Raw genomic sequence first — 13,817 nt, 5'->3', positions numbered from 1 at the left:
ACTTTAACGGATATGGCAACCGTTGGCACCCCTGAGGAGTCGGTTCCCATGAGACAGGTGCTGATTCTCACGTCCCGAAAAGGCATGATCCGTTGATGTTTGTCGGGACCGACGGTGTTAGTTTGCAGAGCTGATCTGGCCGAGGAAGAGCGGAGCAACGAAGCGATGGGCCGAGCGGAAGCGCGACGGACCCGGCAGCGCGGTGCGCGCCGGGTGGAGAGCGAAGGCGCGGGCATACGCCGCTTCTTCACCTGGAGGAGGCTGCTGGGCACCTTCTTCACCGGCTGTCTGCTCGCCATGGGCGCCCTGTACGTGATCTACCTGCTCGTGCCCGTCCCCAGCGCCAACGCCGAGGCGACGATGCAGAGCAACATCTACAAGTTCGGCAACGGCAAGGTCTTCGCCCGCACCGGAGAGGTGAACCGGCAGACCGTCGGCCTGGAGAAGATCCCCAAGGACGTCCAGTACACGTTCGTCGCCGCCGAGAACAAGTCCTTCTTCCAGGACTCCGGCGTCGACATCAAGGGCACCGGCCGCGCCGTGCTGAACACCCTCACCGGCCAGGGCAAGCAGGGTGGTTCGACCATCACCCAGCAGTACGTCAAGAACTACTACCTGAACCAGGACCAGACGGTCAGCCGCAAGCTGAAGGAACTGGTGATCTCGCTCAAGGTCGACCAGCGCAAGGACAAGAGCGAGATCCTCGCCGGGTACATCAACACCAGCTACTACGGCCGCAACGCGTACGGCATCCAGGCCGCCGCCCAGGCGTACTACGGCGTCGACGCGAGCAAGCTGACCGTCGCCCAGGGCGCCTACCTCGCCGCCCTCCTCCAGGCGCCCAGCGACTACGACTGGACCTCCGCCTCCGCGACCGGCCGCAAGCTCGTCCAGGAGCGCTGGAACTACGTGCTCGACAACATGGTCGAGGAGGGCTGGCTCGACCCGTCCACGCGCGCCGCGCAGGAGTTCCCCAAGCCGCGCAACCCCAAGCCCGCACCCGGCGTGGAGGGCACCAACGGCTACCTCGTCGAGGCCGCCAACCAGGAACTGCTGCGCCGGGGCGTCAGCGAGGAGGACATCAAGGCCGGCGGCTGGACGATCACCCTCAACATCGACGAGGAGCGCCAGAAGGAGCTCGTCGCGGCGGTCGACCGCCGGCTGGAGGACAAGCTGGACCGCAAGGGCGACAAGGAGGACGCGACCGTCCAGGCCGGCGCCACCTCCGTCGACCCGAGGACCGGTCACGTCGTCGCCCTGTACGGCGGCGTGGGCGCCACCGAGCACTGGCTGTCCAACGCCACGCGCCGCGACTACCAGCCCGCCTCGACGTTCAAGCCGATCGTCCTCGCCTCCGCCCTGGAGAACCGCGCCGAGACCCAGGACGGCCGCAGGATCGGCCTCGGCACCATGTACGACGGCACCAGCAAGCGCCCGGTCGAGGGCGGCGACACCCCCTTCGCGCCCGAGAACGAGGACGACCGCAGCTACGGCCGCGTCACCGTGCAGAAGGCCACCAACAGCTCCATCAACTCCGTCTACGCCCAGATGATCGTGGACGTCGGCCCGGAGAAGGTGAAGAGGACCGCGCTCGACCTCGGCATGAAGGACGGCGACGGCTTCGTGGCACGGCCCGCCATGTCGCTCGGTACCATGGGCGCCTCCACCTGGGACATGGCGGGCGTGTACGCGACGCTGGACAACCACGGCAAGAAGATCACGCCGACGATCGTCAAGTCCGCCGAGCACAAGGACCGCACGGTCGAGCCCGTGGACCCGGTCGGCGACCAGGTCATCGGCCGGGAGGCGGCGGACACCGTCACCAAGGCCATGACCGGCGTCGTCAGCAGCGGTTCGGGCTTCCGCGCGGCCGGCGACTACGAGGCGGCCGGCAAGACGGGAACGTCGGAGAACAACTACGCGGCCTGGTTCGTCGGCTACACGCCCGAACTGGTCACCGCCGTCGGCCTGTTCGGTGAGAAGCCGGACGGCACGGGGCAGACCACCCTGACCGACACCGTCAACCCGGGCCGCGTCAACGGCGGTGGCGTCCCCGCGCAGATCTGGCGCGCGTACACGACCGACGCCCTCGACGGCGGCTCCGACGCCCGGTTCGACCTGGAGGTCGCGGCCGAGGTGCCCGCCGAGCCGGTGGTCACCGAGACGCCCACGCGGACGCCGACCCGGACCGAGTCGCCGACCGAGGAGCCGACGAAGAAGCCGACCGAGACGCCGACGGAGGAGCCGACCGAGACGTCGAGCCCGACCCGGACGACCAAGCCGACCAGGACGCCCACGCGGACCGAGTCGCCGACCGGCACGCCGACGACCGGTGACCCGGGCGGCGACCCGGGCGACGGCGACGAGCCCGTCGACCTGAAGCCCCCCAAGTCCAAGCCCTGACGCCCTGAGGCGTGAGCGTACGAAGCGGCCGGACCCCGCGTCACGGGGTCCGGCCGCTTCGTACGCGTACCGCTCGGGCGCCTGACGTCACACGCGCGTCGGCAGCTCGAACCAGACGACCTTCCCGGTCGACAGCCGCGTCGCGCCCCACCGCCGGGCCAGCCGGTTCACCAGGAACAGCCCGCGCCCGCCCTCGTCGGTGTCCCGGGCCCGCCGCTGCCTCGGCAGCTGCGGCGAGTCGTCACCGACCTCGCAGCGCAGCACGTCGGTGCGCAGCAGCCGCAGGGTCACCGGCCGTTCCGCGTACCGCACCGCGTTGGTGACGACCTCGCTGACCAGCAGCTCCACGCTGTCCGTCAGCTCCTCCAGGTCCCAGCGGGCCAGGGCGCGGCGGGCGAGCCGGCGGGCCCGGCCGGGGGCCTGCTCCTCCGGCTCCAGGAACCAGTACGCCACATCGCTCGGCGCGATCCCGTCGAAGCGGGCGGCGAGCAGCGCGATGTCGTCGTCCCGGTCGCCCGGCCCGAGCATGTCGAGGACGTCGTCGCAGAGCGCCTCCAGCGGCGGCGAGTGGTCGGGGCCGGTCAGCTGGGCGGTCGCGGCGAGCCGTTCCCGCAGCTGCTCTATCCCGGTCCACACGTCACGCAGCCGCGACTCGACGAGCCCGTCGGTGTAGAGGAGCAGCGTCGCCCCGGCGGGCGCGTCCAGTTCGACCGCCTCGAAGTCCACGCCGCCGACGCCGATGGGCGCGCCGGGCGGCACCCGCAGCACCTCGGCCCGCCCGCCGAGGTGCAGCAGTATCGGCGGGGGGTGGCCCGCGTTGGCGATGGTGATGCGGTGCGCGACCGGGTCGTACACCGCGTAGAGGCAGGTCGCCATGCGGTTCTCGCCGAGCCGCTGGGCCTGCTCGTCGAGGTGGTGGAGCACCTCCTGCGGGGGGAGGTCGAGACCGGCGAGGGTCTGCGCGGTGGTGCGCAGCTGGCCCATGATCGCCGCGGACGTCATGGAGTGCCCCATGACGTCGCCCACGACGAGGGCGACCCTGCTGCCGGGCAGCGGGATCGCGTCGTACCAGTCGCCGCCGACGCGGGCCGTCTCGGCGGCCGGCAGATACCGCGAGGCGAGCTTCACACCGGTCGGCTGCGGCAGGTTCTCCGGCAGCATGGTGCGCTGCAGCTCGTCGGCGATGTACGCCTCGCGCCCGTACAGCACCGCCTTGTCGATGCCGAGCGCGGTGTGCGTGGCCAGCTGGGCGGCCACCAGCAGGTCGTTCGGCTCGAACGCGGGCCGGTCGGGGCGGCGCAGGAAGACGGCCGCCCCGATGACGCGGCGGCGCCCGCGCAGCGGGGCGAGGATCACCCGGTGGCCGGACGGTACAAAACGCCCTTCGCCGAGCAGTTCGGGCAGCGCGGCCCGGGCGGCGGCCGAGTCACCGAAGACGGGGCGTACGCCGCGGAGCACCTCGGCGAGGGCACCGCCGGGGCGCACCTCGCACAGGTCGGAGGCCGGCCCGAGGTCGAGGTCCTCGTCCGGGCCGGCCGTGGACAGGCCCAGCTCGGAGTCGTCCTCGGTTAAACGCAGCCGGTCGGTGCGGCGCAGCCGCAGGACGAACGGGTCGACGGGCCGCTCGTCGCCCACCGGCAGCGGGTCGCGCAGATAGACGAGGATCGCGTCGGAGAACGTCGGCACGGTCGCCCGGCACAGGCCGAGCACGATCTCGTCGAGGTCTATGCCGCGGGCGATGCGACGCGTGGCGGCACCGACGAACCGCAGCCGGTCGCCCTCGCGCCGCGCGGTCCCGACCGGTTCCTGCATGCCGTGCCCCGCCTGCGCGGGTACGCCCCCGAGCCCTCCTGCCGACGCGGCCACGGTCCCGCCTCCGCTTCCGTCCGCCTGTGCCGGCACCGCCGCGCGCGCCGCCGCCGTGCCCTGCCCGTACCCGCGGCCGGGAGCCGCGACGCCGTCGGGGTGCCCGATCCCGGACGCCGTCCTGGCCGCGGCCGTGTCGGGCACGTGCCCGCACCGGCACCCCGGCACGGCGCCGCCCCCGTGGGGGGACGCCGCCGCGGCCGGCGCCGCGACGGCCGCCGAGCCGGATCCGGGCGCCCCACCGCGGGTGGACGCGGCCGTCCCGGGGCCCGGCGGCGCAGGGGGCACGGGGGTCGCGGCGGGCGCCTGGGGCGCCTCGTGCCGCGGCCGGGTGCGTTCCTGCGGGCGGGCAGCGAAGGGCTGCCGGCCTTCGTGGGAGGTGGGATGCTCCGTCACGCGTGGGATTCCGTCCGTCCGGGCCGGTTGGGCGATGCACTCGCTCTGTCAGGCGCTATACCCGCTCTGAGGGCGGCGTTGACAAGGGGCGAGGGATCGGCGCGCACATCGGGCACGGCCCCACCCCCTCATGGATGATTTACGGTCAGGTCCAGTTCCGTACTCACTTGTTGCTGACGCGCGGACTTGCGGAGGACGATCCTACGTTTGCCCCCCAGGGGTGCATCAAGGGTCTCATGGAGCGGTGTGCGCGGGGATGCGATCCCAGTCCGACGGCAGCTCCGGAACCGGCCAGCGCGGGTCGGGCCGCCAGTCCTCCCAGCCGTCCGCGAACGGCGCCCCCCACGCCCGGATCACCTCGACCGCCGCCAGCCCCGCCTCCCGTACGCGCCGGGCCTGGGCCGGGCCCATCAGGCCGCTGCGCTGCGCCTGCGCGAACTCGTCCTCGTCGCGCCACAGCCACGTACGGTCGGGGTAGACGGAGATGTCCAGAAAGTGGTCCTCGGAGTCGACGCCGCCCGCCCACCGGGTGCGGGGCTCCTCCAGGTTGACGTACCAGCTGCGGAACTCCCAGCCCTGCTCCCAGAACAGCCACACCGACCACGGTTCGCCCGGCCGGGCCAGCTTGAGCACGCCGGTGCCCTCCCAGCGGGTGCGCGTGGTGGTGCGCGGCGCCGTGTACCGCGTGGCGAGCGGCTCCTCGTGCACGGGGGTGCCGTCGGCGAGCACGGGTTTGACGCACTCCGTGCCGGGCGCCATCCAGACGGCGAGGAGGTCGTCGGTGTCCTGGACGACGGTCACGGGGCGGCAGATATGGACCCGTGAACCGCCGTTGTCCCGGTATCGCCACAGGATGCGCGCACCCGGCGCCCAGCGCGCGCCCGCTCCCGTCCTGGTGCCCGTCGTCTCGGCTGTCATGCGCAGATCTTAGGTCGTGTGCCCGGGGGCGTGGTCGGCCCCACCGCGGCGCGGGCGCGGGCGGCGGGGCCGGCGGCTTATGTCGGCGCAGGTCAGGGGCGGGTCATCCGCAGGACGTCGAGGGCTTCGTCGAGCTGCTGGAGCGTCAGGTCGCCGCGCTCGACGTACCCGGAGTCCAGAACCACCTCGCGGATCGTCCTGCGCTCCGCGAGCGACTTCTTGGCGACCTTCGCCGCCTCCTCGTAGCCGATGTACTTGTTGAGCGGCGTCACCACGGACGGCGACGACTCGGCGTACTCCCGCGCGCGCTCGACGTTGGCGGTGATCCCGTCGACCGTGCGGTCGGCCAGCAGGCGGGAGGCGTTGGCGAGCAGCCGGATCGACTCCAGCAGGTTCTTGGCGATGACGGGGAGCATCACGTTCAGCTCGAAGTTCCCGGCGGCGCCGGCCGCCGCGACCGTGGCGTCGTTGCCGGTGACCTGCGCGGCGACCATCAGGACGGCTTCCGGGATCACCGGGTTGACCTTGCCCGGCATGATCGACGACCCGGGCTGGAGGTCGGGCAGATTGATTTCGGCCAGACCGGTGCGCGGCCCGGAGGCCATCCAGCGCAGATCGTTGGCGATCTTGGTGAGGGACACGGCGATCGTACGGAGCTGTCCGGACGTCTCGACGAGACCGTCCCGGGCGCCCTGCGCCTCGAAGTGGTCGCGGGCCTCGGTGAGCGGCAGTCCGGTGGCGCGGGCGACCTCGGCGATGACGGCGGCGGAGAAACCGGGCGGGGTGTTGATGCCGGTGCCGACGGCCGTGCCGCCCAGCGGCAGTTCCGCCAGGCGCGGCAGGGAGGCGCGCAGCCGCTCGACGCCGTACCTCACCTGGGCCGCGTACCCGCCGAATTCCTGGCCGAGAGTCACCGGTGTCGCGTCCATCAGGTGCGTACGCCCGGACTTGACGACCTCCGCGAATTCGGCCGATTTCCGCTCCAGGGCGGCGGCCAGGTGCTCCAGGGCCGGGATCAGGCCGCCCGTGACGGCGGCGGTGGCCGCGATGTGGATGGAGGAGGGGAAGACGTCGTTGGACGACTGGGAGGCGTTGACGTGGTCGTTGGGGTGGACGGCGTCGGGGCGGCCGAGCCGTTCCCCGGCCAGCGTGGCGAGGACCTCGTTGGTGTTCATGTTGGAGGAGGTGCCGGAGCCGGTCTGGAAGACGTCGACCGGGAAGTGCTCGTCCCAGCGGCCCTCGGCGACCTCGGCGGCGGCCTCCTGGATGGCGTCGGCGATGTCCTCGTCCAGGACGCCCAGTTCGGCGTTGACCTTGGCGGCGGCGGCCTTGATGCGGGCGAGGGCCTCGATGTGGGCACGCTCCAGACGCTGCCCGGAGATCGGGAAGTTCTCCACGGCGCGCTGGGTCTGGGCCCGCCACTTGGCGTGGGCGGGGACCCGCACCTCGCCCATGGAGTCGTGCTCGATCCGGTGATCCGACATTTCATCAACCTCCTGAAAAAGTTGAGCACTTGTCTTGTTCTGCGTATTCCCAAGATGCGTACCGGCCAGTAAAAACCGTGGGTAACCCCACTTCCAGGAGGCGCAATGACGCGCACCAGAACCAGGTGGCGAGGGCCCGTCGCGGCCGTGGCCGTGTTCGCCGCGGCACTCGCCGGGACGACGGCCGCCACGTCACCCGCGACCGCCGCGGCCGAGGGTCCGCGTACGACCGCCCCGGCCGCATCCGTACCCCTTCCCGCCGAACTGGAGCGGATCCGCGCCGCGGAGGCCACCGCCCTGTACGGCAGCCCCGAGGAGCGCCCCCTCGCCGACCGGAAGACCGGCCTGATCTCCCTCGGCGACAGCGAGATCTCCGGAGAGGGCGTCGGCACGTACGAACCCGGCACCAACGGTCCGGACAACTGGTGCCACCGCTCACCCGAGGCCGCGATCCACCGCACCGCGATCCCCGCCGACGTGACGTACAACGTCTCCTGCTCCGGCGCGTCCACCGCCAACATCCGCATCGGGGGCGGCAAACAGTACGCGGACGAGCTCGTCCAGAGCGACAACCTCGCCGTCAAGGCCCGCAACACCCGCATCAAGATGGTGCTGCTGGTCGCCGGCGCCAACGACGACCTCCAGTTCGGGCCCGTCATGACGGACTGCGTCGTCCGCTACCTGACCCTCCAGGGCCCGTGCGAGCCGAAGTACGCCCCCGGCTGGCAGGCCCGTGTCGACGCCCTCGTCCCCAAGGTCGAGCAGACCATCCGTGACCTGCGCACCGTGATGCGCGACGCCGGGTACACCGACGGCGACTACAAACTGGTCGTCATGGGCTACCCCAGCCCCATCGGCCCCGACTTCCGCGACAACCCGAACTTCACCACCAAGATCGCCTGTGGCGGGCTCGGGTACGACTCCGACACCGTCTGGGGCCGCGACACCGCCGTACCCGCCTTCGCCCGCGGCATGCGACGGGCCGCGGCGAACACCGGAGCCGTCTACCTCGACAACTCGCGGCTCTTCCACGGCCACGAGGTCTGCATGGACAACGCCTGGGCGCGCGGGCTCCACATCGACCTGTCGAAGCCCGGCCTGCCGGACGAGAACTCCGTCCGCCAGTCCTTCCACCCCAACGCCGCCGGCCACGCGGCCTTCGCCTCCTGCCTCACCCAGCTCCACGACGCCGGCGTCCGTGAGGGCAGCTGCGCCGACCCGGCGTCCACCGGCACACCGGTGCTGCTGCCCGGGGCGTGGGACGAGAGGTTCCGGCCCCTGCGCGGTGAGGCCACGGGCACCTGCGTCGACGTCACCGGGTCCGTCACCCGCAACGGCACGGCGGTGGGCGGCTGGGAGTGCCACGGCGGGCGCAACCAGAACTGGTGGTACGACGCCGAGCGGAAGTCCCTCCGCACGGAACTGACCCACGACCGCTGCCTGGACGTCCCCGGCGCCTCCTACCGGGCCGGGCAGGCCCTGGTCCTGTGGAACTGCTCCGGCGCCGCCAACCAGCGGTTCCTCCGCCAGTCCGGCACGCTCCGCCCGGCGGCGGCGCCGTCCCTGTGCGTCACGCTCGCCGCGGCGAAGGACCCCCTGCGCCTCCAGCCCTGCGACGGCTCGGCGACGCAGCGGTTCGCATAGCGGCGGTACGGCGACGGGCCCGGCCACCCTCACGGTGACCGGGCCCGTACGGACACGGCTGACGCCGAGCTCGACCCCGCTGACGCCGAGCCGTACGCCGCTCGTTACGCGAGGCCCGGGCCGCGCACCGGGATCGACGTGAACGTCGGAGCCGGCGCCGGGTCCTGGAAGAAGTCGTTGCCCTTGTCGTCGACCACGATGAAGGCCGGGAAGTCCTCCACCTCGATCTTCCAGACCGCCTCCATGCCGAGCTCCTCGTACTCGACGACCTCGACCTTCTTGATGCAGTCCTGCGCCAGCCGCGCCGCCGGACCGCCGATCGAGCCCAGGTAGAAGCCGCCGTGCGTGGCGCACGCGTCGGTGACCTGCCGGGAGCGGTTGCCCTTGGCGAGCATCACCTTGGAGCCGCCCGCCGCCTGGAACTGCTCGACGTACGAGTCCATCCGGCCCGCGGTCGTCGGTCCGAAGGAGCCGGAGGCGTACCCCTCGGGCGTCTTCGCCGGACCCGCGTAGTACACCGGGTGGTCCTTCAGGTACTGCGGCATCTCCTCGCCCGCGTCCAGCCGCTCCTTGATCTTGGCGTGCGCGATGTCACGCGCCACGACCAGCGGGCCGCTCAGCGAGAGCCGGGTCTTGACCGGGTACTTGGCCAGCTCGGCGAGGATGTCGTCCATCGGCTGGTTGAGGTCGATCCTGACGACGTCACCGGCCTCGTCGAGGTGCTCGTCCGTCGTGTCGGGCAGGAAGCGCGCCGGGTCGGTCTCCAGCTGCTCCAGGAAGACACCCTCGGCGGTGATCTTCGCGACGGCCTGGCGGTCGGCCGAGCAGGACACGGCGATCGCGACCGGACACGAGGCGCCGTGCCGCGGCAGGCGGACCACGCGCACGTCGTGGCAGAAGTACTTGCCGCCGAACTGCGCGCCGATGCCGATCCTCTGCGTCAGCTCGAAGACCTTCTCCTCCAGCTCCTTGTCGCGGAAGCCGTGCCCGAGGACGGACCCCTCCTCCGGCAGCTCGTCCAGGTAGTGCGCGGAGGCGTACTTCGCGGTCTTCAGCGCGTACTCGGCCGACGTGCCGCCGACGACGATCGCGAGGTGGTACGGCGGGCAGGCGGCCGTACCGAGCGAACGGATCTTCTCCTCCAGGAACTTCATCATGGAGGCCTCGTTGAGGACCGCCTTCGTCTCCTGGTACAGGAACGACTTGTTGGCGGAGCCGCCGCCCTTCGCCATGAAGAGGAACTTGTACGCGCCGCCGTCCGTCGCGTACAGCTCGATCTGGGCCGGGAGGTTGGAGCCGGTGTTCTTCTCCTCCCACATGGTGAGCGGAGCCATCTGCGAGTAACGCAGGTTGAGGTTCTGGTACGCGTCGTAGACGCCGCGCGACAGGGCCTTCTCGTCCTCACCTTCGGTGAGGACGTTCTGGCCGCGCTTGCCCATCACGATGGCCGTACCGGTGTCCTGGCACATGGGCAGGACGCCCGCCGCCGCGATGTTCGCGTTCTTCAGCAGGTCGAGCGCGACGAACTTGTCGTTGCTCGACGCCTCCGGATCGTCGATGATCTTGCGCAGCTGCGCCAGGTGGGCCGGCCGGAGGTAGTGCTGGATGTCGTGGATCGCCTCCTCGGCCAGCTTGCGCAGCGCCTCCGGCTCGACCTTGAGGAACGTACGGCCGTCGGCCTCGAAGGTGGAGACACCCTCGGCGGTCACCAGGCGGTAGGGCGTGGTGTCCTCTCCCAGGGGGAGCAGTTCGGAGTACGCGAACGCAGGGTTGGAAGGGCGGGAGACAGGGGGCATGACGGCCATTCCTCACTCGGCTGACAGCGGCGCCGCCTCCGTTGGCGACGCGTCCACCAGCGTAGAACGCCCCGCGCCGCCCGAACCTGTGAGGTAAGGCTCAGTTCACGCCTCCCCTGCGCCCATCTGTCCGGGTGCGCCCCAGGGCGCGGCGCGCGGCCGTGACCCCTGGTCGCGATCTATCGCGTTTCGCTACGCTGAGACCGTGGACCTCGAAAAGCAGCCGCAGCCGCAGCCGCAGCCGCAGAAGCCGACCGCGCCCGCCGAAGGCCTGCGGGCCTCGGACGCCGACCGGGACCGGATCGCGGACATCCTCGGGGACGCCCTGGCCGTGGGGCGGATCGACGCGGAGGAGCACGCGGAGCGGATCGACGCCGTGTACCGCGCCAAGACCATGGGCGAGCTGGAACCCCTCGTCCGGGACCTGCCGGCCACGCGCGCGCAGAGCGAGCCCGCGCCCTCGTACACGTACGGGCCCGACGACGACACCGCCCCCGCGGAGAAGCTGATCGCCGTCTTCTCCAGCACGACCCGCAGGGGCCGCTGGCGCATCGGACGGCGGACCACCGCGTTCTCGCTGTTCGGCAACGTCGAGATCGACCTCACCGAGGCGTTCTTCGCCCAGCGACTGACCACCATCAACGCCACCTCCGTCTTCGGCAACGTCGAGGTCCGCGTCCCGGAGAACATCACCCTGCGCGGCAGTGGCAGCGGGGTGTTCGGCAACTTCGAGGTCGTCACCGCGGAGGCCGTCGACCCCGAGGCGCCGGTCGTCGTCGTCAACGGCTTCTCGGTGTTCGGCAACGTCGAGGCGAAGCCGAAGCGCGGCAAGCGGATCGCGGACCTCCACCACCGGATGCGCAAACACCTCGGCGCCTGAAGCGGTCCCGGCGGGTTTCGGCCGCCCGTCGTCCCGCCTGCCGGACCGGAGCGCCACGCAGTGCATAGGCACGCGCACAACGGGTAGGCCTTGCTGCATCGTCTCTCGCTCGCGAAGCCGTCGTCAGGAGTTGACCGTGCTGCAACTGCCGCATCAGCCCCTCCAGGTCGCCGCCGTACCTGCCCAGCGCCTTCCCGCGCGAGAGGACCAGGGAGGGCCGTGGCACACGGAGGCGGTGTGCCGCCGGGACGAGGCGGGCCTGTTCTTCGCCCCCTCCAAAGAGCCCACCGCCGCCCGCCTGGCCCGTGAGGAGGCCGCCAAGCGGGTCTGCGCACGCTGCCCGGTGATGGTCGAATGCCGGGAGCACGCCCTGCTCCAGCCCGAGCCGTACGGCGTGTGGGGCGGCCTCACCGCGGCCGAGCGCCGCGTCGTCCTCGCCCGGCGCCGGCGCCGAGAGGTGGAGCTGAAGAAGACGACGGCGACGGGCCGGCAGATAGCCGCCGCCGGCTGAGGGCCCGTACGGGAAGGGGCGCCCCCACCGCACATGGGGGCGCCCCTTTTCGTGTCCCGGTCCTCTACTTCGCGCGGTCGAAGTCGATCTGGCTGTACGCGCGGAGCTTCGACAGGCGGTGCGTCGAGTCGATCTGCCGGATCGTGCCCGACTTCGAGCGCATGACGAGCGACGACGTCGTCGCCGTCTCGGCGCGGTAGTGCACGCCGCGCAGCAGCTCGCCGTCCGTGATGCCGGTCGCGACGAAGAACACGTTGTCGCCGCCGACCAGGTCGTTCGTGGAGAGCACGCGGTCCAGGTCGTGGCCGGCGTCGAGCGCGCGCTGCCGCTCCTCGTCGTCCTTCGGCCACAGCTTGCCCTGGATCACGCCGCCCAGGCACTTGATCGCGCAGGCGCTGATGATGCCCTCGGGCGTACCGCCGATGCCCATCAGCAGGTCCACGCCGGTGCCCTCGCGCACGGCCATGATCGAACCGGCCACGTCACCGTCCGAGATGAACTTGATGCGGGCGCCCGTCTCGCGGATCTCCTTGACGATGCCCTCGTGGCGCGGACGGTCCAGGATGACGACGGTGACGTCCTCGGGCGAGGAGTTCTTCGCCTTGGCGACGCGGCGGATGTTCACGGAGACCGGGGCGTTGATGTCGACGAAGTCGGCGGCCTCCGGGCCGGTGACCAGCTTGTCCATGTAGAAGACCGCGGACGGGTCGAACATGGTGCCGCGGTCGGCGGCGGCCAGCACGGCGATCGCGTTCGGCATGCCCTTGGCGGTGAGCGTGGTGCCGTCGATCGGGTCCACGGCGATGTCGCACTCGGCGCCGGTGCCATCACCGATCCGCTCGCCGTTGAACAGCATCGGGGCTTCGTCCTTCTCGCCCTCGCCGATGACGACGACGCCGTTCATCGACACGGTGGAGACGAGGGTCCGCATCGCCCGTACCGCCGCGCCGTCGGCGCCGTTCTTGTCGCCCCGGCCGACCCAGCGTCCGGCGGCCATCGCGGCTGCCTCGGTGACCCGGACCAGCTCCAGGGCCAGGTTGCGGTCGGGGGCCTCGGGGGAGACCTCGAGCTCGGACGGCAGATGATTGTCGGTCATCGGTACGCACCTTTCTGTACGGCGACGGCCGCAAGTGGTGAAGAGGGTGCTGCGACTCTATCGGTAGGTCGACATATTGAGCAGAGGGGCCCACGTATGAGCAGGTCGCGCTGATGCGACCATAGGGGGCGTGGCAGGTATGCGAGGCAAGCGGACAGTACGCGGAATGTTCCAGTCGATGGCGGTCATCCTGGCTGCCGGTGGCGTGATCTACCTCTTCATTCCGCATGACGAGAAGGCCGACCCGATCAAGCCGGTGGACTACCGGGTCGAGATGGTGACGGCGCAGCGCGCGGCGCCGTACCCGATCCTGGCGCCGGAGGGCCTGCCCAAGGGCTGGATGCCCACCTCGGTGTCGTACGAGCGGCAGAACGGCGACGCCTGGCACCTGGGCTTCCTGACGCCGGACCGGCAGTACGTGGCGGTGGAGCAGTCGACGGCCGCGGCGCGGAAGTACATCGGCGAGGTCAGCCACGAGGCGGCGGACACGGGCCGGACGCAGCGGGTCGCGGGGCAGGTGTGGCAGCGCTACGAGGGTCCGAAGTACGACGCCCTGGTGCGGCGCGAGAAGGGCGTCACGACGGTCGTGACGGGGACGGCGTCCCCGGAGCGGTTGGCCGAGATGGCGGCGGCGCTGAAGCCGGGGAAGGCCGTGCCGGCCAAGGCGGCGCCGGGCAAGGCCGCGCCGGACGACAAGGCGTGAGACGAGCGGCCCCGGCGTGACGGCGGCCCCGGCACCGGGTGGGGGAGGCAGGCGACGGCGGAGAGGAAGCGGTCCGGGGAGGGCAGCGGCTCGCCGTGGCGGGTCAGCGTGCGCAGGGGC

General features: G+C 71.5%; 10 protein-coding genes. 5 read left to right on the top strand and 5 right to left on the bottom strand.

Translation table 11 applies throughout. From position 1 onward, the window contains the following. Positions 1-165: 165 nt before the first annotated feature. The gene (locus ABZZ38_RS22530; protein ID WP_356742749.1) at positions 166-2,403 is read left to right on the top strand and encodes a transglycosylase domain-containing protein; all 2,238 of its coding nucleotides are present in this window, start codon (positions 166-168) and stop codon (positions 2,401-2,403) included. Positions 2,404-2,490: 87 nt separating this feature from the next. Here the strand turns inward: ABZZ38_RS22530 and ABZZ38_RS22525 are convergent, their stop codons facing one another. The 3 genes from ABZZ38_RS22525 to ABZZ38_RS22515 form a co-directional block, all read right to left on the bottom strand. Next, positions 2,491-4,665 carry a SpoIIE family protein phosphatase gene (locus ABZZ38_RS22525; RefSeq protein ID WP_356742747.1) on the bottom strand — a complete coding sequence of 725 codons (2,175 nt, stop codon included), beginning with the start codon at positions 4,663-4,665 and terminating at the stop codon, positions 2,491-2,493. Positions 4,666-4,899: 234 nt separating this feature from the next. Beyond that, a complete protein-coding gene (locus ABZZ38_RS22520) occupies positions 4,900-5,583 on the bottom strand; it encodes a DUF402 domain-containing protein (RefSeq protein WP_356742744.1) in 684 nt (227 codons plus the stop codon). Positions 5,584-5,675: 92 nt separating this feature from the next. After that, positions 5,676-7,067: a class II fumarate hydratase gene (locus ABZZ38_RS22515; RefSeq protein ID WP_356742742.1), complete on the bottom strand. Its 1,392-nt coding sequence runs from the start codon at positions 7,065-7,067 to the stop codon at positions 5,676-5,678. A 105-nt stretch (positions 7,068-7,172) separates the two neighbouring features. On the opposite strand from ABZZ38_RS22515, the gene ABZZ38_RS22510 reads away from it, so the two are divergent. Further along, positions 7,173-8,711, top strand: coding sequence for a ricin-type beta-trefoil lectin domain protein (locus ABZZ38_RS22510; protein ID WP_356742740.1), 1,539 nt, complete (start codon positions 7,173-7,175; stop codon positions 8,709-8,711). Between the two features lie 104 nt (positions 8,712-8,815). On the opposite strand, the gene ABZZ38_RS22505 is transcribed toward ABZZ38_RS22510, so the two are convergent. Further along, complete coding sequence (locus ABZZ38_RS22505; protein ID WP_356742738.1) at positions 8,816-10,507, bottom strand: fumarate hydratase; 1,692 nt, start codon at positions 10,505-10,507, stop codon at positions 8,816-8,818. Positions 10,508-10,712: 205 nt separating this feature from the next. Here ABZZ38_RS22505 and ABZZ38_RS22500 point away from each other — a divergent pair, with 205 nt between their 5' ends. Continuing rightward, the gene (locus ABZZ38_RS22500) at positions 10,713-11,387 is read left to right on the top strand and encodes a DUF1707 domain-containing protein (RefSeq protein ID WP_356742735.1); all 675 of its coding nucleotides are present in this window, start codon (positions 10,713-10,715) and stop codon (positions 11,385-11,387) included. 136 nt (positions 11,388-11,523) lie between these two features. After that, positions 11,524-11,898, top strand: a complete 375-nt coding sequence (locus ABZZ38_RS22495) for a WhiB family transcriptional regulator (RefSeq protein WP_356742733.1) — start codon at positions 11,524-11,526, stop codon at positions 11,896-11,898. Between the two features lie 64 nt (positions 11,899-11,962). Here ABZZ38_RS22495 and glpX read toward each other — a convergent pair whose 3' ends face one another. Then, positions 11,963-12,994: a class II fructose-bisphosphatase gene (gene glpX, locus ABZZ38_RS22490; protein ID WP_356742731.1), complete on the bottom strand. Its 1,032-nt coding sequence runs from the start codon at positions 12,992-12,994 to the stop codon at positions 11,963-11,965. 130 nt (positions 12,995-13,124) lie between these two features. On the opposite strand from glpX, the gene ABZZ38_RS22485 reads away from it, so the two are divergent. Further along, a complete protein-coding gene (locus ABZZ38_RS22485; RefSeq protein ID WP_356742729.1) occupies positions 13,125-13,697 on the top strand; it encodes a DUF4245 domain-containing protein in 573 nt (190 codons plus the stop codon). Positions 13,698-13,817 lie beyond the last annotated feature (120 nt).

The sequence above is a fragment of the Streptomyces sp. NPDC006368 genome (assembly GCF_040612535.1).
GTDB lineage: Bacteria > Actinomycetota > Actinomycetes > Streptomycetales > Streptomycetaceae > Streptomyces.
The sequence above is the reverse complement of the archived record's forward strand: the minus strand, read 5'-3'. Positions and strand labels throughout refer to the sequence as shown.